The sequence below is a fragment of the Cellulomonas fimi genome, assembly GCF_028583725.1.
Classification (GTDB): domain Bacteria; phylum Actinomycetota; class Actinomycetes; order Actinomycetales; family Cellulomonadaceae; genus Cellulomonas; species Cellulomonas fimi_B.
The window spans coordinates 1,591,163-1,611,317 of the sequence record NZ_CP110680.1; the positions used below are offsets into that span (position 1 = coordinate 1,591,163).

Here is a 20,155-nt window from a genome sequence, read left to right on the forward strand (position 1 = left end):
GGCGGTCTACCCTGGCGGGCGTGTCGAAGCCCGTCGTGCGCGCCCAGGACCTGGTAGTCGGCTACGGCGGGGCACCGGTGTGCGCCCCGGTGAGCTTCACGCTCGCCCCGGGCAAGGCGGTCGCGCTGGTCGGCGCGAACGGCTCGGGCAAGTCGACCGTGCTCAAGACCGTCCTCGGGCTGCTCACGCCCGAGCAGGGCACCCTGCGCGTGTTCGGCGAACCCGTCGACGAGCGGGACGTGCTGTTCCGCACCCGTGTCGCGTCCGTGCTCGACGACGACGCGTACTTCCCGGCGCTGACCGTCGCGGAGCACCTGTACCTCACGGCCCGCGGGCACGGCGTCCTCGGCGCGGACGGGGTCGTCGACACGCTGCTCGACGAGTTCGGGCTCGCCGACCACCGACGCGCGCTGCCCGTCGCGCTCTCGTCCGGCCAGCGGCGCCGCCTGCTGCTCGCGGCCGGCTTCGCGCGTCCGCGGTCGCTGCTGGTGCTCGACGAGCCCGAGCAGCGCCTCGACCGTGCGATGCGCGACCGGCTCGCCGAGCGGCTGAACGTCGAGAAGCGTGACGGCGGTGCGGTGCTGCTCGCGACGCACGACCCCGAGCTGGTGCGCGCGGTCGCCGACCGGGCGGTCGTGGTCGCCGACGACGTCAGCCGGGTGGTCGACCCCGTCGAGGCCGCGCGCGTGATCAGCCGGGAGAACCCGTGAGCGACGAGGCGGCGGTCGCACCGTCGGACGTCGGCGAGGTCCCGTCCGCCCGGGCCATCCGCCGGTACACCGCGCACGCCGCCAACGCGCGCGGCGGCGCGAGCCTCGGCTCGGTCCTCTCGGACGTCTACTACGCGGTGATCTCGGTGGGCGTGAGCGTGCTCGTCGCGCTCGGCGCCGCGCGCACCCTCCGGCTCGAGGTGCACCCCGCGTCGCACGTCGCGACCGGGTGGGCGCTCGACCTGTCGACGCTCGTCGCCGTGGTCCTCGTCGCGGGGGCCGGGGCGCTGCTCTCGGTGGCCGGACGTCTGGGACCGGTCGGCGCGGGCGGTGCGGAGGCGGCGTGGTGGCTCGGCCTGCCCGTCGACCGCCGGGGGCTGCTGCGGCCCGCGTCGCTGCGCCTGCCGGTCGTGGCGGGCGTGGTCGGCGGGGTCGTGGTCGCGATCCTCGACGCCGGGCTGCTCGCGGAGCCGGGCGCCACGGTCAGCCGGGTGGCGGTCGGCGCCGCGGTCGTCGCGGCCGCCGTCGTGCTCGCCGCCGCCGCCGCCCAGACGACGGGCACGTCCCGACGCGCGCTCGCGCTCACGGGCGATCTCGTCGCGGTGGCCGCCCTCGCGACCGCCGTCGTGCTGCTCGTCACGGACGTCCAGGTGCCCGCGCCCGCACCCGCGTGGGGGGTCGTGGCCGGCCTCGTGGTGCTCGTCGGCGGGCTCGGCGTGCTGGTCGACCGCCGGCTCGCGCACATCCCGGAGCGCTCGCTGCGCGAGAGCGGCTCGGTCGCCGCGCAGGCCGTCGGTGCCGTGGTGTCGCTCGACTCGCGCGAGCTGGGCCGGGCGCTCACCGACGGCGCGCTGCCGGCCGCCCGTCGGCGCGTCAGCCGGCTGCGCACGGTCCGGGGCGCGGCGTCCGCGCTCGTCACCGCCGACCTCGTCGTCGTGCGCCGGTCGACGCGGCACCTCGTGCAGCTCGTCGTCGCGGCGCTCGTGCCGGCGATCGTCGTGGTCGTGCCGCAGCTGGCGTCGCCGTTCGGCGTGCTCATGGCCGTGCTGCTGTCGGGCTACGTCGCCGCGAGCGCGACGGGGGAGGGCGCCCGACGCGCCGAGATGGCCCCGGTGCTCGACCGGCTCCTGCCGCTCGACGCGAAGACCGTCCGGCGGCTGCGGATGGTGGTCCCGGGGATCGCGATGCTCGCCTGGTCGCTCGTGGCGTTCGCGGCGGTCGGCCTGTGGGCCGACCGGCTCGTCGGGTGGCTCGCGCTCGCGGTCGCCGCGACGCCCGTGTGGGCCGCGGCCGCGGTCCGTGCCGCGTACCGGTCGGCACCCGACTGGTCAGGACCGCTCGTGTCGACGCCCATGGGCGCCCTGCCGAGCGGTGTCGCCGCCGTGCTGGCGCGCGGGCCCGACGTCGTGGTGCTCGGGCTGCTGCCGGTGTGGATCGCGATCCTCGTCGGCCGCACCGGGCCGGTGTTCCTGGCCGCGCAGGCGCTGTGCGCGGTGGTGGCGGTGCTCGTCGCCTCGTCGATCGAGACGCGCCCCCTCATGGAGCGGCTCATGAACGCGCAGGAGAACCCGCCCGCGACACCCGGGGCACGCCGGTGACGCGCATCGTGGCCGGGACCGCCGGCGGGCGGACGCTCCAGGTCCCCCGGCGGGGTACGCGGCCCACGAGCGAGCGCGTCCGCGAGGCGCTGTTCTCGCGGCTCGAGCACCTCGGCGTCGTGTCGGGCGCGCGCGTGCTCGACCTGTACGCCGGTTCGGGGGCGCTCGGGCTGGAGGCCGCGAGCCGCGGTGCGCTCGCGGTGACGCTCGTGGAGTCGTCGCGCGACGCCGCCGACGTGTGCCGCCGCAACGTCGCGGCGCTCGGTCTGCGCGGGGTCGTCGTCGTCGCGGAGCGGGCCGAGAGGTTCGTGCAGCGCCGCCCCGCCGCGCCGTGGGACCTCGTCCTGGTCGACCCGCCCTACGACGTCGCGGAGGCCGACCTCGGCACGGTGCTCGCCGACGTGGCGCCCGACGTCGCCGACGACGGCGTGCTGGTGGTCGAGCGGTCGAGCCGGTCGCCCGAGCCGACGTGGCCGCCCGGCTGGGAGGGCGTCGAGCGGCGCGCGTACGGCGAGACGGTCGTCTGGTTCGGCGAGCGGACGCCGCCCGAGGCCGGGCCCGCCGCGGGCGACGCGTCGCGCGGCACCGACGCGCGCTGACCCGGCCGCGTCCGACGGGCGCGCGCGGGTCGTTCGCCTACCCTGGCCGGGTGACCACAGCCGTCTGCCCGGGATCCTTCGACCCCCTCACCCTCGGCCACGTGGACGTGGTGCGGCGTGCGCGGACGATGTTCGACGAGGTCGTCGTCGCCGTGGCGCGCAACTCCTCGAAGACCCCGCTGCTGACCGCGGACGAGCGCGTCGCGCTCGCCCGTGCGGCGCTCGCGGGGCTCGACGGCGTGCGGGTCGAGGCCGTCGACGGGCTGCTCGCCGACTTCGTGCGCGCACAGGGGGCGTCGGCGGTCGTCAAGGGCCTGCGCAGCGGCGCGGACTTCGACGCCGAGCTGCCGATGGCGCTCATGAACCGGCACCTGTCGGGCGTCGAGACGGTGTTCGTGGTCGGCGACCCGGCGCTCGCGCACGTCGCGTCGTCGCTGGTCAAGGACGTGGCGCGGTACGGCGGTGCGATCGACGACCTGGTGCCGGACGGCGTCGGTGAGGCGGTGCGGGCGGCGCTCGCGCGGACGGGAGGGAGTGCACGATGACCGACGAGGACGCGACGACCCGGCCCGAGGGCCTCACGGGCGTGCTGGACGCCATCGCGGCGGCCGTGACGAACGCGCGGGCGATGCCCATGTCGTCCTCCGTGCTGGTGAACCGCGCGGAGCTGCTGGACCTGCTGGACCAGGCGCGCGACGTGCTGCCGACGCAGCTCACGCGGGCCGACCAGGTGCTCGCGGACGCCGACACGGCGCGTGCGGAGGCGCGCGCGCAGGCGGACCGCATCATCGCGGAGGCGCGGCAACGTGCGGACGCCCTGGTCGACGCCGAGGCCGTGGTGGTCGCCGCCCGCGAGCGGGCGCAGCAGATCGTGCAGGAGGCGGAGGAGTCGGCGGCGGTGCTGCGCCGGGACGCCGACGACTACTGCGACCGACGCCTGGCGGACTTCGAGATCGACCTGGGGAAGGTGCTGAGCCAGGTGCAGGCGGGCCGGGCGAAGCTCGCCGACCGCCTCGACGGCGGCGTGGACGACCGGGCGGAGGGCCCCGTCCTCTGACGGGCGGGTCTCGGAGGGGAACCCGTCGACGGACCAGCCGACGGACGACCCTCCGGACGACTCGGCGGACCTCCCGACGGCCGACCGTCGGGCGAGGTCCGGCTGATTTGGGAGCCCCCGGTCCGGTGTCGTAGAGTTGGCGGTTGGTCCTGCCGGTCGTGGCGTGGACCGAGATCCAAGACGAGGGGACCTTCGGCCGTGCAGCGCCCTGTTCACCTCGATCCCCGCTCGCCGTTCGTGCTCGACACGCATGAGCTCGGCCGACGTCCGGGATCGACGCGGACCGTGCAGCTCACGGTCGGTGCCCCGGAGGATCTCGGGACCGACGTGATCGGCATCCGTCCTGGTACCGACATCGAGCTGGATCTCCGGCTCGAGGCGGTCATGGAGGGAGTCCTGGTCTCCGGATCCGTCCGTGGCCGGGCGGTCGGGGAGTGCGTGCGCTGCCTGGAAGAGGTCGTCGAGGACGTCGACGTCTCGCTCCAGGAGCTCTACGTCTACCCCGAGCGCGCCGCCGCTGCGGTCGAGGAGGGCGACGAGGACGAGGACGTGCGTGAGCTGGAGGGCGATCTGATCGACCTCGAGCCCGCGCTGCGGGACGTGGTGGTGCCGGCTCTGCCGTTCCAGCCGCTGTGCCGCCCCGACTGCCCGGGTCTGTGCTCCGAGTGCGGAGCACGCCTGGCGGACGACCCTGACCATTCGCATGAGACGCTTGACCCTCGCTGGTCCGCCCTGAGCGGACTGTCGAGCAAGGTCGACGAGACGAAAGAGAGCTAGCCGTGGCGGTTCCGAAGCGCAAGATGTCGCGCAGCAACACCCGTGCGCGTCGGTCGCAGTGGAAGACCACTGCCGCGACGCTGACCTCGTGCCCCGTCTGCAAGGCGGACAAGCTGTCGCACGCCGCGTGCCCGTCGTGCGGTGCGTACAACGGCCGTCGCTACGCCGAGGCCGTGCGCAGCGAGCACGAGGCCCGCTGACACCCTCGCTCGTCGCCGTGACGCACCTGACCGCCCTGTGACCGGGATGAGTGCCGCGGCCGACAGGCTCCTCGAGAAGCTCGGGGTCCATCTGGACCCCGAGCTTCTCGTGCTGGCGCTGACCCACCGCTCGTTCGCGCACGAGGCCGGCGGCATCCCGACGAACGAGCGGCTCGAGTTCCTCGGTGACACCGTCCTCGGTCTCGTCGTGACCGAGTCGCTCTACCGCCGCCACCCCGACCAGCCCGAGGGTGCGCTCGCGAAGATGCGGGCGGCGACCGTCTCGCAGCGCGCGCTCGCGGGTGTCGCGCGTGACCTCGACCTCGGCGCGTTCGTGCTGCTGGGCAAGGGCGAGCTCGCGACCGGCGGCGCGGACAAGGACTCGATCCTGTCCGACACGCTCGAGGCGATCTTCGGCGCGGTCTACCTGTCGCACGGGCTCGAGACGGCCCGCACGGTCGTCGACCGGTTCGTCGGGCCGACGCTCGACGCCGCCGCGGGTCTCGGTGCCGGGCTCGACTGGAAGACGTCGCTGCAGGAGCTGTCCGCCGCGCTGGGTCTCGGCGCGCCGTCGTACGAGGTCGTCGGCGAGGGCCCCGACCACGCCCGCACGTTCACGGCACGCGCCGTGATCGCGGGCGAGGCGCGCGGCAGCGGCAGCGGCCCCGCGAAGAAGCTCGCCGAGCAGCACGCCGCCGAGGACGCCTACCGCGCGCTCGAGGCGCTCGCGGCGCTCGGGCCGGCCGCCGACGGTGGCCCCGACGGTGCGGCGGGCGACGTGCCCGCCCCGGCCGGGACGTCCACCGTGGCCGCGGCCGCGGACGCCGCCGTCGAGGGCTGAGCCCCGGGTGCCGGAGCTCCCCGAGGTCGAGACCGTCCGGGACGGGCTCGCACGGCACGTGCTCGGTCGCACGGTCACGGGCGTCGCGGTGCACCGCGACTACAGCGTGCGGCGCCACGTCGCCGGTCCGCTCGACTTCGGTGGCCGGCTCACGGGGCGGCGGCTCGACGCGGCCGTGCGCCGCGGCAAGTTCCTGTGGCTGCTGCTCGACGGCGAGGACGACGCGCTGCTCGCCCACCTCGGCATGAGCGGACAGCTCCTCGTCCGGGACGCCGCGAGCCTCGACGAGGCGGCGAGGCACCCGCACCTGCGCGCCCGCCTCACCTTCGACGACGGCTCGGCCCTGGACTTCGTCGACCAGCGCACGTTCGGCCACCTCAGCGTCCCCGACCTCGTCCCGACGCCCGACGGGGCGCCCGGCGGCCTGGGGTCCGACCGCGCCGCGGTGCCCGAGCCCGTCGCGCACATCGCGCGCGACCTGCTGGACCCCGCGCTCGACCGGACGCGGCTCGTCGAGGCCGTCCGGGCGCGCCGCACCGGCATCAAGCGCGCCCTGCTCGACCAGACGCTCGTGTCGGGCGTCGGCAACATCTACGCCGACGAGGGCCTGTGGCGGGCGCGGCTGCACTACGCCCGGGCCACGGACACGCTCCGGCGGCCGGAGGTGGCGCGCGCGCTCGACGGTGCGCACGAGGTGATGACGCAGGCGCTCGCGCAGGGCGGCACGAGCTTCGACGCGCTGTACGTCAACGTGAACGGCGCGTCGGGCTACTTCGACCGGTCGCTCGCCGTGTACGGGCAGGAGGGGCGGCCCTGCCCACGGTGCGGCACGCCTGTGCGCCGCGACGAGTTCATGAACCGGTCGTCGTACACGTGCCCGCGCTGCCAGCCCCGGCCGCGGAACGGTCGCTGGTGACTCAGCGCGCCACGACGTTGCGCAGCGGGCGCCCCGCGGCGAAGGCCGCGTAGTTCTCGGCCACGAGCGCGGCGGCGCCGACCGGTCGCCCGCCCGCGGCGTGCGGGCTCACCAGGACCCGCGGCTCGTCCCACAACGGTGACGTCACGGGCAGCGGCTCCTCCTCGAACACGTCGAGCGCCGCGCCGGCGAGCCGCCCGGACCGGACGGCGTCGAGCAGCGCGTCCTCGTCGAGCGTCGCACCCCGGCCGACGTTGACGACCCACGCGTGCGCCGGGAGCAGAGCGAGCACGCGCGCGTCCACGGCGTGCCGGGTCGCGTCGGTCGCCGGCAGCAGGCTCACGAGCAGGTCGGTGCGGGGGAGCAGGTCCGGCAGGGCGTCGGCGGTCACCACGGGGTAGCCGTGGCGGTCGCCCGCGTGTGTCGCGACGCCCGTGACGTCCGCGCCGAGCGCGGTGAGCAGCGGCGCGAGGCGGGCCGCGATGGAGCCGAACCCCCAGACGGCGACGCGGGCGCCGGCGAGGGTGCGCAGCGTGTCGGTCGGGCGCACGGGCTGCAGGCCGCCGAGGTCGGCGGCCCACCGGCGCTCGGCCTGCGCGCGCACGAGGTCCGGCAGGCGCCGGACGACCGCCAGCACGAGCGCGAGCGTGTGCTCCGCGACCGGACCGTCGTGCAGGCCGCGCCCGGACGTGACGACCACGTCGGGGCCGAACCCCGCGGCGAGCACGGCGTCGGGCCCGGCGGCGAGCGTCTGCACCCAGCGCAGGTCCGTCAGGCGCTCGGCGCACGCCCGCAGGCTCTCGGGGGTGTTGCCCCACACGACCAGCACCTGGGCGTCGAGCGCGTCGGCGGGCGGTGGGGCGTCGGGCGCGTACCGGACGACGCGGACGTCCTGCGGAAACGCGGGCGCCTCCTCCAGCGTGGTGGGCAGCAGAACGGTGATCACACCTGGATACGATGCCATCGTGCCGTCCATCAGCCAGCCGGCAAGGTCCGGACCCATCACCGTCATGATCGTCGACGACCACGAGGTCGTCCGTCGCGGGATCGCCGAGGTCGTCGAGCGGACCGACGGGATGACCGTCGTCGCCGAGGCCGGGTCGGTGGCCGACGGCGTCCGTCGTGCGGGCCTCGTCCGCCCGCAGGTCATGCTCGTCGACCTGCAGCTGCCCGACGGGACCGGCATCGACCTCATGCGCGCGGTGCGCGACGCGCAGCCCGACGCGCGCGCGATCGTCCTCACGTCGTTCGACGACGACGACGCGCTCGCGGCGGCCCTCGAGGCCGGCGCCGCCGCGTACCTGCTGAAGTCCGTGCGCGGCGCCGAGATCACCGACGTGATCCGCGCCGTCGCGGCGGGCCGGACGCTGCTCGACGAGCGGACCGTCACGCGGCGCAAGGCCGGCCACGAGGACCCCACGGAGAACCTCACGCCGAGCGAGCTGCGCGTGCTCGACCTCATCGGCGAGGGCCTGTCGAACCGCGAGATCGCGGAGCGCCTGGGCGTCGCCGAGAAGACCGTCAAGAACCACATCACGTCGCTGCTCGCGAAGATGGGGCTGCAGCGCCGCACGCAGGTCGCGGCGTGGGTCGCGTCGCGCAAGCACGCGGGGTGGCGCGCCGAGCCCGGTCACTGACCGGGGGCCGACGCAGACGTCGGCCCGCCGTCAGGCGAGCGGGGCCTGCCAGGTCAGCAGCGTGCCGCGGCCGTCGGGCGACGCGCCGAGCGTGAACGAGCCGCCGTGCTGGCGCGCGCGCGACGCGAGGTTGCCCGTGCCCGAGCGGCGGTCGCGGCGCTCCGGCAGGCCGGTGCCGTCGTCCTGGACCTCGACCAGCACGCGCCCCAGCGGGCCGGTGCCGTTGACCGTGATGCGCACCGTGACCGACGACGCGTGCGCGTGCCGGGCGGCGTTCGCGAGCCCCTCGCGCACGACCGCCACGACGTCGTCGGTGAGCTGCTGGCCGACGCGGTCGTCGAACCGGTCCTCCTCGAACGGGTCGTCGGACAGGCCGCCGCCGTCGAGCGACAGGATCACCGACGGCGCGAAGCCGAGGCCGGTGCGCGCGAGCGACGCCTCGCGCCGCAGCCGCTCGACGAGCCCCGTCGCGGCGTCCGGGTCGCGCAGCGCGTAGACGATCTCGCGGATCTGCCGGACGGACGAGTCGACGTTGTCGAGCGCGTCGTCGACGATGCTCAGCAGCTCGCTCGGGTCGACGCCGCGTGCCGCGCGCCGCTTGACGGTCTCGAGCTGCATGCCGGTCGCGAAGAGCTGCTGGATCGCGAGGTCGTGCAGGTCGCGCGCGATCCGCTCGCGCTCGTCGAGCAGGGCCGCGACGTCCTGCGCGTGCCGGGCCTCCGCGAGCACGTACGCGAGGGCCGCCTGCGCGGCGAACGACTCGGCGGTCGCGAGGTCGCCGTCCTCGAAGGGCGGCTCGCCGATGCGGCGCAGCAGGATGAGCACGCCCACACCACGTCCCGACGTCTGCATCGGCGCGTACATCGCGGACCCGAACGCGCGCATCGCGGGCACCTTGACGCTGCGCGACTGCGACAGCGACGGCGTGAGCAACCCCTTGCCCTCGGTCATGACGGTCCACGCGCGGCCGCCCTCGGGCATGACCGTGCCCATGAGCTTGTCCGCGTCGTGCCCGTCGGCCAGCTCGATGAGCAGCCGGCCGCCGAGGCCGGGGAGCGCGAGCGCGGCGGTGTCGGCGTGCGCGACCTCGCGTGCGGTCGCGGCGATGTGCTCGAGCGCCTCCTCCTCGTCGATGCCCTCGAGCAGCATCGTCGTGATGTCCTGCCCGGCCCGCAGCCAGTGCTCGCGGCGAGACGACTCGGCGTAGAGCTGGGCGTTCGCGACGGCGACACCCGCGGCCGCGGCGAGCGAGATGACCGTGCTCTCGTCCTCCTCCGTGAAGCCGCCCGCCTTCTCGGACAGGTAGAGCTGGCCGTAGATGCGCTCGCCCGTGCGCACCGACGCGCCGAGGAACGACCCCATCGGCGGGTGGTCCTTCGGGAACCCGCGGAACGCCGGGTGGTCCGTGAGGTCGTCGAGGCGCAGCGCCCCCTCGAGAGGGATCTGCCCCAGCACGCCGAGCGCGTGCGGGGCCGTGCCGAGCATGCGGGCGACGGCTGTCGGCACGCCCGCGTAGACGAACGTCGTCGACGTGCCGGTGCCGTCGAGCACGTTGATCGCGGCGTACCGCGCTCCCGTGAGCTCGGCGCTGACCTGCACGAACCGGTTGAGCACCGACGGGAGGTCGAGCTGCGCGGCGACCGACAGGATCGCACCCAGCAGGTCCGCGACGCCGTCGCCGGTGAGGTCGACGACGGGTTCGGAGTCGACCTCGCTCAGCACCCCACGGGCGAACGGGGTCCCGACGACGGGACGCTCCACGGGCTCGCGCTCAGCCATGCGTCGCGCCGCCGACCTGCCCCACGCGGGATCGCGCACCGTCGCCCTCCCCGGCGTCGCCCTGCTCGCTGTCCAGGGCCACACGGTAGCCCGGGACGCGCGCGAGCAGGCCGTCGTGGGTGCCGCGCGCCGCGACCGCGCCGTCCTCGAGCCACAGCACCTCGTCGGCCGCGGCGAGCGCGGACACGCGGTGCGTCACGAGCAGCACGCCGCGTCGGCCGCCGCGCGCCTCGTCGAGCAGCGTCCCGACGAGCCGGTCCGCGGTGGCCGCGTCGAGGTGCTCGGCGGGCTCGTCCACGAGGAGCAGGGGAGCGGGCGCGAGCAGCGCACGCGCGAGCAGGAGCCGGCGGCGCTCGCCGCCCGAGACGTTGCGCGCGTCGGGGCCCACGAGCGTGTCGAGCCCGTCGGGCAGGCTCGTGAGCCACGCGCCGAGGCCGACGCGGTCGAGCGTCGCGCGGGCCTCGTCGGGCGTCACGTCGCCGCGTGCCACGCGCAGGTTCTCCAGCACGGTCGTGCCGAACACGTGCGCGTCCTCGGTCACGGCGACCACGGCCGCGGCGACGTCCTCCCGCGCGAGCGCGGCGACGTCGGCGCCGTCGAGCCGGACGGCCCCCGCGGCCGGCGGCAGCAGCCCGGCGAGCGTGAGCAGCGTCGTGGTCTTGCCCGCCCCGCTCGGTCCGACGACCGCGACCGACCGGCCCGCGCGCAGCTCGAGGTCCAGGCCGCGGACGACCGCTGCACCGTGAGGCCACGCGCACGAGACGGCGTCGGCGCGCAGCACCGCGCGGCGCGCGGCGGCGCGGTCCGGGGTCCCGTCGGCGGACGCGGTCCGGGCCGGCGCGTGCGGTCGCGGTGCGACGTCGTCCCGCGGGGCTGCGTCCGACGCACGCACCGGGTCGGCGGACGCGTCGTCCAGCAGCGCGAGGATGCGCGCGGCGGCCGCCCGCGAGCGCTGCACCTGGATCGCGGCGGCCGGCAGCAGCGACGTCGCCTCGAACGCGGCGAGCGGGGTCAGGACGACGACCGCGAGCTCGACGGGCGCGAGCAGGCCGGCGCCCACCGCGGGGACCCCCGTCACGAGCGCCGTCAGCACGGCGAGACCGACGGCGAGCTGACCGAGCGCGGCAGCGGCGGCGGCGGGACGGGCCCCGGCGTCCGCAGCGGCCGTGACCCGCGCGTGGGCCGCGATGAGCGCCGCGCGCTCGGCGGCGACGCGGCCGGCGACGGTCAGCGGTCCGGCGTCGTCGAGCAGCCCCAGCGCGGTCGCGGACAGGTCGGCGCGCGCGGCGGCGGCGCGCCGCTCGGTCGTGCGGGAGGCGCGTGCGGCCAGCGCGGGGGCGCCGACGCCCGCGACGAGCAGGCACGCGGCGAGCGCCAGGCCCGCCGGCAGCCAGAAGGCGCACATCGCGACGACCGTCCCGAGGCCCAGGCAGACCGCGACGGCGGCGGGCAGCAGCCCGCGGACCACGACGTCCCCGACGGTGTCCACGTCGGCGCCGACGCGCGCGAGCAGGTCGCCGCGACGCACCCCGGCGAGCGCAGCGGTCCGGCCCGCGGCGAGCCGCTCGTACAGCGTGGTGCGGACGTTCGTCATGCCGCGCAGCGCGACGTCGTGCGAGACCAGCCGCTCGAGGTAGCGCAGCACGCCGCGGCCGATGCCGAACGCCCGCACGCCGACGGTCGCGACGGACAGCTGGAGGACGGGCGGCATCTGCGACGCGCGGGCGATGAGCCACGCCGACACGGCGGCGAGCGCGACCGCGCAGCCGAGCGCGAGCGTGCCGAGCAGGGTCGCGAGCGCGACGCGGCGCAGGTCGACGTCGAGCAGGCGGACGGCGCGGCGCAGGGTGCCGCGCGGGACGGGGGTGCTCACGCGGCCACCTGTCCGGCCGTGGACCGCACGGGCACGACGACGTCGGCGCACGCCGCGAGGGACGCCCGGTGCGCGACGAGCAGGACCGTCCGGCCCTCGTCGCGCAGCGCCCGGACGGTGTCGAGCACGACCCGCTCGCCGGACGCGTCGAGGTGAGCGGTCGGCTCGTCGAGCACGACGAGGGGTGCGGGGGACAGGAGCGCGCGCGTGAGCGCGACCCGCTGGCGCTGCCCGACGCTCAGCCCGACGCCGCCGCGCCCGAGGGTCGTGCCCCAGCCGCCGGGGAGCGTCGCGACGACGGCGTCCAGCCCGGTGAGCGCCGCGGCGCGTGCGCGGGACGCGTCGTCGCCGCCCACGACCTCGGCGAGCGTGCCGGGCTCGAGGACGGGGCGCTGCGGGAGCCACGTGACCTGCGACCAGAAGGTGTCGCGGTCGATGTCGGCGAGGTCGAGCACGCCGCCGGGCGCGTCGAGCAGGACGCGGCCCTCGTCGGGCGGCACGAGGCCCAGCAGGACGTCGACGGCGGTGGACTTGCCCGCGCCGCTCGGGCCGGTGAGCGCGACGACCGTGCCGGGGCGCACCACGAGGTCCAGGCCCGCGGGTGCGAGCCCGTCGGCCGTGGCGACGCCGACGGCGTCGAGCCGCAGCGTCGCGGTCGCGAGATCGGGCGCGGGGAGCGACCCACGCGCGGGGCGGGGCTCGTCCAGCAGCGCGAACGCCTGCTCGGCGGCCGCGACGCCGTCGACGGCCGCGTGGTACTGCGCGCCGACCTGCCGCAGCGGCAGGAACACCTCGGGCGCCAGCACCAGCACCGCGAGACCCGTCACGAGGTCGAGGTGCCCCTCGACGAGCCGCAGGCCGATCCCGACGGCGACGAGCGCGACCGACAGCGTCGTGAGCAGCTCGAGCACCATGCCCGAGAGGAACGCGATGCGCAGCGTGCCCATCGTGGCGCGGCGGTGCGCGTCGCCGAGCGCCCGGACGCGGGCCGCGGGGCCGCGCTCGCGACCGAGCGCCTGCAGCGTCGGCAGGCCCGCCAGCAGGTCGAGCACCTGCGCGCCGAGCCGCTGCATCGTGGCCAGCCCGCGCTCGGAGCGGCCCTGCGTGAGTCGCCCGACGAGCACCATGAAGATCGGGACCAGCGGGATCGTGCCGACGAGGATCGCGGCCGAGATCCAGTCGAGGCCGAGGACGACGAGCAGCGTGCCGGGCGTGACCGTCGTGGCGAGCACGAGCTGCGGCAGGTACCGCACGAAGTACGGCTCGAGCGCGTCGAGCCCGCGCGTGACCAGCGTGACGAGCGCCGGTCCGTGCCCGGCGGCGAGGTGGCGCGGGCCGAGGTCGACGGCGCGCTCGACGACCGCGTCGCGCAGCTCGCCGACGGCCCGGCTCGCGGCGCGGTGCGCGTACCGCTCCTGCAGCCCGGTGACGAGCACACGTGCGGCGACGACGGCCGCGAGGCCGGCGACGAGCGGGGCGATCGTGTCGAGGTCGGCACCGTCGTGCACCGCCCGTCCGAGCGCCCGCGCGAGCAGCAGCGCCTGCGCGACGACGAGCGCCGCGGTGAGGACCCCGAGGCCCGCGGTCAGCGCGACGTAGCCGCGTGCGCTGCGCGCGTACCGCAGCAGCCGGGGGTCGAGCGGGCGCACGTCAGCGCGGCTCCGCGTCGCCGGCCGGCACGTCGTCCTCGCGCCCGGCGCCGACCGACGCCGGGACCTGCTCGCGGCTCCTCGTGAACGTCAGGCCCGTGTGTGCGGGGATGTGCTGGCCGCTGATGCGCTTGCGGAACACCCAGTACGTCCAGCCCTGGTAGAGCAGCACGAGCGGCGTGAGGAACACGGCGACCCACGTCATCACGGTGAGCGTGTAGTCGGTGGACGACGCGTTGTCGACGGTGAGCGAGTTCGCCGGGTCGAGCGCGGGCATCACGTCGGGGTACATCGACCCGAAGATCAGCACGACGACCGCGACGATCGCGACGGCGGACGCGACGAATGCCTGCCCCTCGCGCCGCGCCCGGGTGGCGAGCACCAGCGCGACGAGCGCGAGCGCGGCGACGGCCACCGCGACCCACGTCCACGCGACCGAGTGGGCGAGCTGCGCCCAGATCGCCCACACGGCCCCGACGGCGAGCGTCGCGACGGACGACCGCGCGGCGAACGCGCCGGCCCGGGCCCGGACGTCGCCGTCGGACTTGAGCGCGAGGAACACGGCGCCGTGCGTGAGGAAGACGAGCGCGGTGAGCGCGCCGCCGAGCAGCGCGAACGGGTTGAGCAGCGCGAAGAACCCGCCGACGTACTGGTGGTCGGCGTCGAGCTCGACGCCGCGCACGAGGTTGGCGAACGCGACGCCCCACAGCACGGCCGGGACCCAGGACCCGACGATGAGCGCGCGGTCGGCCCAGGCGCGCCACCGGTCGTCGTCGATCTTGCCGCGCCACTCGAACGCGACGACGCGCACGATGAGCGCGAGCAGGATGAGCAGCAGCGGCAGGTAGAAGCCCGAGAACAGCGTCGCGTACCACTCGGGGAACGCCGCGAAGGTCGCGCCGCCCGCGGTGAGCAGCCACACCTCGTTGCCGTCCCAGACGGGGCCGATGGTGTTGATCATGACGCGGCGGTCGCGGTCCTTCGCCGCACGGTCGCCCCGGTTCAGGATGCCCAGCAGCATCCCGACGCCGAAGTCGAACCCCTCGAGCACGAGGTAGCCGGTCCAGAGCACGGCGATGAGCAGGAACCAGACGGTCGACAGCTCCATGGTCGTGGGCTCCCGTTCTCAGTACGCGAAGGACAGCGGACGGTCGGTCGACTCGTCGTCCGGGTCCGGTCGGTTGGCGGGGTTGTCGGGGCTCGGGTCCTTCTCGCTCGCGGCGACGCCCTCGATCGCGTACCGGTGCATGAGCCTGAACCAGATCACGGCGAGCACGCCGTAGAGCGCCGTGAACGCGAGCAGCGAGGTGAGGATCGTGCCGGGGCCGGTGACGGTCGAGACACCGCGCGCGGTGAGCAGCCACACGCCGTCGACCCCCGACGGGTTCGGGTTGGGCGCGACGACCCACGGCTGGCGGCCCATCTCGGTGAAGATCCAGCCGAACGCCGACGCGAGGAACGGGGTCGCGAGCGCCGCGACCGCGAGGCGGGAGACCCACACGTTCCCCGTGACGCGGCCCTTGCGCGTGACCCAGAGGGCGACGAGCGCGAGCGCGGCGGACCCGGCACCGAAGCCGATCATCAGGCGGAACGACCAGTAGGTCACCGCGAGGTTCGGCTGGAAGGAGATCGGCTCGCCGTCCTCGCCGGTGAACCCGAACTTCTCCTCGTACTGCGCCTGCAGGTCCTCGACGCCCGGCAGCGGCGTCGTGAAGTCGCCGTGCGCGAGGAACGAGGTCAGGCCGGGGATCTCGATGACGTGCGAGACGCCCTCGCAGGAGTCGGTGAGGTCGCCGATCGCGAGGATCGAGAACGGCGCGCCGCCCTCGGTCGTCTGGCAGATCGCCTCGGCCGCCGACATCTTCATCGGCTGCTGCTCGTACATGAGCTTGGCCTGCGCGTCGCCGCTCACGGCCACGACGATGCCGCCCACGAGCATGGTGATGACGCCGAGCGTGACGGCGGGCCGGTAGACGTCGCGCGCCTCGTCCGCACGGTTCGCCCGGACCAGCTTGACCATCCACCAGGCGGCGATGCCCGCGACGAACGTGCCCGCGGTGAGGAACGCGGCGCTGATGGTGTGCGGGAACGCGGCGAGCAGCGTGTTGTTGGTGAGGACGGCGCCGATGTCCGTCATCTCCGCGCGGCCCGTCTCCGGGTTGTACGTCGACCCGACGGGGTGCTGCATCCAGGAGTTCGCGGCGAGGATGAAGTACGCGGACAGGTTGGTCGCGATCGCGACGGCCCAGATGCAGGCCAGGTGGATCTTCTTGGGCAGCTTGTCCCAGCCGAAGATCCACAGCCCGAGGAACGTCGACTCGACGAAGAACGCGGCGAGCGCCTCCATCGCGAGCGGCGCCCCGAACACGTCGCCGACGAAGCGCGAGTACTCCGACCACGCCATGCCGAACTGGAACTCCTGCACGATGCCGGTGGCGACACCGATCGCGAAGTTGATCAGCAGGAGCTTGCCGAAGAACTTGGTGAGCCGCAGCCACCGCTCGTTCCCCGTGCGGACCCAGATCGTCTGCATGATCGCGACGAGGGGCGCCAGGCCGATCGTCAGCGGCACGAAGATGAAGTGGTAGACGGTCGTGATGCCGAACTGCCAGCGGGCGAGATCGAGGGCGTCCACGTGGGTTCTCCGTGCTCTGCGGACCGGACAAGGCAGGGCAGGTCGCACGGAGGACGCCTCGGCGGGTGCCCAGCCTGTGGACCTGGGGGAACGCTAAGAAGCACCCCCAGTCTGCTCCTGGGACCAAGGTCCCGTGTGGTGACAGGGCGTCGTGAAACGGCCGCCCGGGGTGTCGAGCGTCACCCGGCCCGCGCCGCGCCGGTGACCGCACCGCGCCCGCGGGAGGGCCCTGTGCGATACTGACCACGGTTCCGTCGGCGCCCACACCGCGGACGGACCCTTGAGCTCGCAGCACCAGCGCGCATCGCGCGCCAGTCCGCCGCTCGGCCGTGCCGCTCCATCCGGGAGCGCGACGCCGGTGCAGGCGACGGCGCCGGCCCAGGTGCAGCAGCCACGACCGACGACTTCCGTCGCCACGCCGAGGGCGTGCGTGACGACCGACCGACCGAGGACCGCGCGTGTGGGGCGGGGCTCTGCGGTACCCAGGAGCACCACGCGTGACCCCCGAGAACACCCCCGAGACCGCAGACGCCACGACGCCGACCGGGGGTGAGGCCGCGCCGGCGACGCGCCGCCGCCGGGCGACGCGCACGACCGCCGCCGCACCCGTCGTCGAGCCGTCGGCCGACGCCCCGGTCGACGGTGCGCCGGCCCCCGAGCCCGTCGCCGGCACCGCTGCGCCCGAGGTCGCCGCCGCCACCGACGCCCCCGCCGAGGCGCCCGCCACCAAGCCCCGCCGCTCGCGCCGCGTGACGCGCACCGTCACGCCGACCGCCGAGCCCGCCTCCGACGACACACCTGCCGCGCAGCCGACGCCGGACGCCACCGCGCAGACCGCCGCCCGCGCCGAGGCCGCCGCCTCGCCGGCCGAGCCGTCGACCGCCGAGCAGCCCGCCGCCGAGCAGGCCGTCACCGAGCCCGCGGAGACCAAGAAGCCCGCGCGTCGTCGCCGCGCCGCGGCCCGACCCGCCGCCGCCCCCGAGCCCGCTGCCGCGGCCACGCCCGCCGAGCCCGTGGCCGCCGCCGACGAGGCGCCGGAGGCGGACGAGGAGGTCGAGGAGACCGCCGCGGAGGCCGACACCGCGCAGGACCCGGCCGCCGCACCCGCGCTCGACGTCCTCGCCGCGCTCGCGGACGTCCGCCCGGAGCCGCAGGCGCCCACGAGCCCCCGGCTCGCGACGACCGCGCTGCTCTTCCAGGCGCCCGACCCGTCCGCGGCGCGCCCGCGCCGGCGCCGGGCGCAGGCGAGCGCCGGGTCGCCCGAGGAGATCTCCGAGGCGGCGCGTCGCGCCGAGCGCGAGGCCGCGGAGGCCGCCGAGGCCGCAGCGGCCGCCGACACCGAGCAGGACGCCGACCCGACCGAGGGTGTCGCCGGGGCGCCCGAGGCCGCGCAGGCCGAGCGTCCGGCCCGCCGCCGCGGACGTCGCGGCCGCAACGCCCCGCCGCCCGTCGAGGACGCCGACGTGGTCGAGGAGGACGCCGACGCCGTCGCGCCGTCCGACGAGGTCGACGCCGAGGACCGGTCGGACGCGCAGGCCGCCGACGAGCGGGCCGCCGACGACGAGGCTGCCGACGAGCAGGGCGCCGACGACCAGGGCGAGGGCGGGCAGCGCCGTCGCCGTCGCCGGGGTGGCCGGGGCCGTCGCAACCGCGGCGAGTCCGCCGAGCAGGACCAGGACGCCACCTCCGACGCGGACGCCGAGGACGCCGAGCCGCAGGACGCCGACGCGGACACGGACGACGCGGACGCCGACGGCGAGCAGGGCGGGTCGAGCCGCCGCCGTCGCCGTCGCCGTCGGGGCAGCCGTGGCGACGCGGGCGAGCCCGAGCGCCCGTCGCGCCGCTCCGCGAGCGACGAGGTCACCGCGCTGCGCGGGTCGACCCGGCTCGAGGCCAAGCGCCAGCGCCGTCGTGAGGGTCGGGACGCGGGGCGCCGCCGCCAGATCATCACCGAGGCCGAGTTCCTCGCCCGACGCGAGTCGGTCGAGCGGACGATGGTCGTGCGCGAGCGCGCCGGCCGGACGCAGATCGCGGTGCTGGAGGACGGCGTCCTCGTCGAGCACTACGTGTCGAACCAGGCGCAGACGTCCATGGTCGGCAACGTCTACCTCGGTCGCGTGCAGAACGTGCTGCCGAGCATGGAGGCCGCGTTCGTCGACGTCGGCAAGGGCCGCAACGCCGTGCTCTACGCGGGCGAGGTCAACTGGGACGCCGCGGGGCTCGAGGGCCAGCCGCGCCGGATCGAGCAGGCGCTGAAGTCCGGCGACTCGGTGCTCGTGCAGGTCACGAAGGACCCGATCGGCCACAAGGGCGCGCGTCTCACGTCGCAGGTCACGCTCGCGGGCCGCTACCTCGTGTTCGTCCCCGGTGGCGGCATGACCGGCATCAGCCGCAAGCTGCCCGACACCGAGCGCAACCGGCTGAAGAAGATCCTGCGCGAGGTCGTCCCGGACTCGGCGGGCGTGATCGTCCGGACCGCGGCCGAGGGGGCCTCGGAGGAGGAGCTGCGCGCCGACGTCGCCCGCCTGCAGGGGCAGTGGGAGGCCATCGAGAAGAAGGCGAAGACCGCCTCGGCGCCCGCGCTGCTCCAGGGCGAGCCCGACATGGCGATCCGCGTCGTGCGCGACATCTTCAACGACGACTTCTCCGCGCTCGTCGTCCAGGGCGACGACGCGTGGTCGACGATCTCGTCGTACATCGACGAGCTCGCGCCGGACCTCGCGCAGAAGGTCTCGAAGTGGACGGGCACGCAGGACGTGTTCACGGTGCACCGCGTCGACGAGCAGCTCGCGAAGGGCATGGACCGCAAGGTCTGGCTCCCGTCGGGCGGCTCGCTCGTCATCGACCGGACCGAGGCGATGACGGTCGTCGACGTCAACACCGGCAAGTTCACGGGCTCGGGCGGCACGCTCGAGGAGACGGTGACGCGCAACAACCTGGAGGCTGCGGAGGAGATCGTCCGCCAGCTCCGGTTGCGAGACATCGGCGGGATCATCGTCATCGACTTCATCGACATGGTCCTGGAGTCGAACCGCGACCTCGTGCTGCGCCGCCTGGTCGAGTGCCTGGGCCGCGACCGCACGAAGCACCAGGTCGCGGAGGTCACGTCGCTCGGCCTCGTGCAGATGACCCGCAAGCGCGTGGGCCAGGGCCTCGTCGAGGCGTTCTCGGAGACGTGCGAGCACTGCCACGGCCGCGGCTTCATCGTGCACGAGGAGCCCGTCGAGAAGAACGGCCGCCCCGACGCGGGTGCGACGCAGGCGCCCGCGCCCGCGGAGACCGGCGAGTCGAAGCGGTCGCGCCGCAAGCGCGGCGGAGCGAAGGAGACCGCCCCGGCGGCGCCGCACCCCGGCGTCCCGGTCCTGCCGGAGGCCCGCGAGGCCGTCAAGGCGACGCTCGCCACGATCGCGGCAGCGGCCGCGCACGCGCACGAGCACCACGGCCACCACGAGGGTGACGTCGCCGCACACGACGACGTCGCGACCACCGTCGACGACGTCGCGTCGGACGGGGGCGCTCCGGCGGTCCTGGAGGAGACGGTCGCGGTGCGCGAGAGCGTGCTGGTCGTCGAGGACGCGGTCGAGGAGCTCGCGGCGGCGGAGACCGCGCCGGGCGTCGACGCCCCGGCCGACCAGCCGGTGCTCGACGTGCTCGCGGCGCTCGCGGCGAGCGGCGTCGCCCCGGCGTCGCCCGCCGAGGCACCGGTCGACGGCGAGCCGGCGGCCGAGCCCGTCGACGAGCCGCTCGAGCTGACACCGGTGTCGCCGGACCTCTTCGAGGACGCGGCCGACGACGAGGAGCCGGCCGAGGCGCCGCACGACTGACCCGCCGGCGTCGCCCCGGCACGCCGTGCACGACGACGCCCGCACCGCGCGACCGGTGCG

At 75.8% G+C, this 20,155-nt stretch carries 17 protein-coding genes; 11 read left to right on the forward strand and 6 right to left on the reverse strand.

Annotation, left to right across the window (positions count from 1 at the left end):
* The first annotated feature begins 20 nt into the window (after window positions 1-20).
* The 9 genes from OOT42_RS07285 to mutM all read left to right on the forward strand — a co-directional run bounded on the left by OOT42_RS07285 (window position 21) and on the right by mutM (window position 6,698).
* Window positions 21-710: an ABC transporter ATP-binding protein gene (locus tag OOT42_RS07285; protein WP_273654214.1), complete on the forward strand. Its 690-nt coding sequence runs from the start codon at window positions 21-23 to the stop codon at window positions 708-710.
* Window positions 707-2,308 carry a DUF6297 family protein gene (locus tag OOT42_RS07290; RefSeq protein ID WP_273654215.1) on the forward strand — a complete coding sequence of 534 codons (1,602 nt, stop codon included), beginning with the start codon at window positions 707-709 and terminating at the stop codon, window positions 2,306-2,308. The genes OOT42_RS07285 and OOT42_RS07290 overlap by 4 nt, the downstream gene beginning before the upstream one ends.
* Complete coding sequence (rsmD, locus tag OOT42_RS07295; RefSeq protein ID WP_273654216.1) at window positions 2,305-2,907, forward strand: 16S rRNA (guanine(966)-N(2))-methyltransferase RsmD; 603 nt, start codon at window positions 2,305-2,307, stop codon at window positions 2,905-2,907. The genes OOT42_RS07290 and rsmD overlap by 4 nt, the downstream gene beginning before the upstream one ends.
* A 50-nt stretch (window positions 2,908-2,957) precedes the next feature.
* Window positions 2,958-3,452 (forward strand): pantetheine-phosphate adenylyltransferase, encoded by a 495-nt coding sequence (gene coaD / locus OOT42_RS07300; RefSeq protein ID WP_273654217.1) that lies wholly within the window; start codon window positions 2,958-2,960, stop codon window positions 3,450-3,452.
* Window positions 3,449-3,964, forward strand: coding sequence for a hypothetical protein (locus OOT42_RS07305; protein WP_273654218.1), 516 nt, complete (start codon window positions 3,449-3,451; stop codon window positions 3,962-3,964). The genes coaD and OOT42_RS07305 overlap by 4 nt, the downstream gene beginning before the upstream one ends.
* A 198-nt stretch (window positions 3,965-4,162) precedes the next feature.
* On the forward strand, window positions 4,163-4,741 hold the full coding sequence (locus OOT42_RS07310) for a YceD family protein (RefSeq protein ID WP_162354280.1): 579 nt from the start codon (window positions 4,163-4,165) through the stop codon (window positions 4,739-4,741).
* Between the two features lie 2 nt (window positions 4,742-4,743).
* A complete protein-coding gene (gene rpmF, locus OOT42_RS07315) occupies window positions 4,744-4,941 on the forward strand; it encodes a 50S ribosomal protein L32 (protein ID WP_162352438.1) in 198 nt (65 codons plus the stop codon).
* Between the two features lie 46 nt (window positions 4,942-4,987).
* On the forward strand, window positions 4,988-5,782 hold the full coding sequence (gene rnc / locus OOT42_RS07320) for a ribonuclease III (RefSeq protein WP_273654219.1): 795 nt from the start codon (window positions 4,988-4,990) through the stop codon (window positions 5,780-5,782).
* Window positions 5,783-5,789: 7 nt separating this feature from the next.
* Entirely contained in the window at window positions 5,790-6,698 is a 909-nt protein-coding gene (mutM, locus tag OOT42_RS07325) for a bifunctional DNA-formamidopyrimidine glycosylase/DNA-(apurinic or apyrimidinic site) lyase (protein ID WP_273654220.1), read from the forward strand.
* Between the two features lies 1 nt (window position 6,699).
* On the opposite strand, the gene OOT42_RS07330 is transcribed toward mutM, so the two are convergent.
* On the reverse strand, window positions 6,700-7,674 hold the full coding sequence (locus OOT42_RS07330; protein ID WP_273654221.1) for an NAD(P)-dependent oxidoreductase: 975 nt from the start codon (window positions 7,672-7,674) through the stop codon (window positions 6,700-6,702).
* 34 nt (window positions 7,675-7,708) lie between these two features.
* On the opposite strand from OOT42_RS07330, the gene OOT42_RS07335 reads away from it, so the two are divergent.
* A complete protein-coding gene (locus OOT42_RS07335; RefSeq protein WP_273654801.1) occupies window positions 7,709-8,335 on the forward strand; it encodes a response regulator in 627 nt (208 codons plus the stop codon).
* Window positions 8,336-8,365: 30 nt separating this feature from the next.
* Here OOT42_RS07335 and OOT42_RS07340 read toward each other — a convergent pair whose 3' ends face one another.
* The 5 genes from OOT42_RS07340 to OOT42_RS07360 are packed head-to-tail and all read right to left on the reverse strand — an operon-like array spanning window position 8,366 to window position 16,271.
* Window positions 8,366-10,114, reverse strand: a complete 1,749-nt coding sequence (locus tag OOT42_RS07340) for a GAF domain-containing protein (protein WP_273654222.1) — start codon at window positions 10,112-10,114, stop codon at window positions 8,366-8,368.
* Complete coding sequence (gene cydC, locus OOT42_RS07345; RefSeq protein WP_273654223.1) at window positions 10,107-11,987, reverse strand: thiol reductant ABC exporter subunit CydC; 1,881 nt, start codon at window positions 11,985-11,987, stop codon at window positions 10,107-10,109. Before cydC ends, OOT42_RS07340 begins: the two co-directional genes overlap by 8 nt.
* A complete protein-coding gene (gene cydD / locus OOT42_RS07350; protein ID WP_273654224.1) occupies window positions 11,984-13,636 on the reverse strand; it encodes a thiol reductant ABC exporter subunit CydD in 1,653 nt (550 codons plus the stop codon). Before cydD ends, cydC begins: the two co-directional genes overlap by 4 nt.
* Window position 13,637: 1 nt before the next feature.
* Entirely contained in the window at window positions 13,638-14,744 is a 1,107-nt protein-coding gene (gene cydB / locus OOT42_RS07355) for a cytochrome d ubiquinol oxidase subunit II (RefSeq protein WP_273654225.1), read from the reverse strand.
* An 18-nt stretch (window positions 14,745-14,762) separates the two neighbouring features.
* Window positions 14,763-16,271, reverse strand: coding sequence for a cytochrome ubiquinol oxidase subunit I (locus tag OOT42_RS07360; RefSeq protein ID WP_273654226.1), 1,509 nt, complete (start codon window positions 16,269-16,271; stop codon window positions 14,763-14,765).
* Between the two features lie 497 nt (window positions 16,272-16,768).
* On the opposite strand from OOT42_RS07360, the gene OOT42_RS07365 reads away from it, so the two are divergent.
* Window positions 16,769-20,095 carry an Rne/Rng family ribonuclease gene (locus OOT42_RS07365; RefSeq protein WP_273654227.1) on the forward strand — a complete coding sequence of 1,109 codons (3,327 nt, stop codon included), beginning with the start codon at window positions 16,769-16,771 and terminating at the stop codon, window positions 20,093-20,095.
* Window positions 20,096-20,155: the final 60 nt, after the last annotated feature.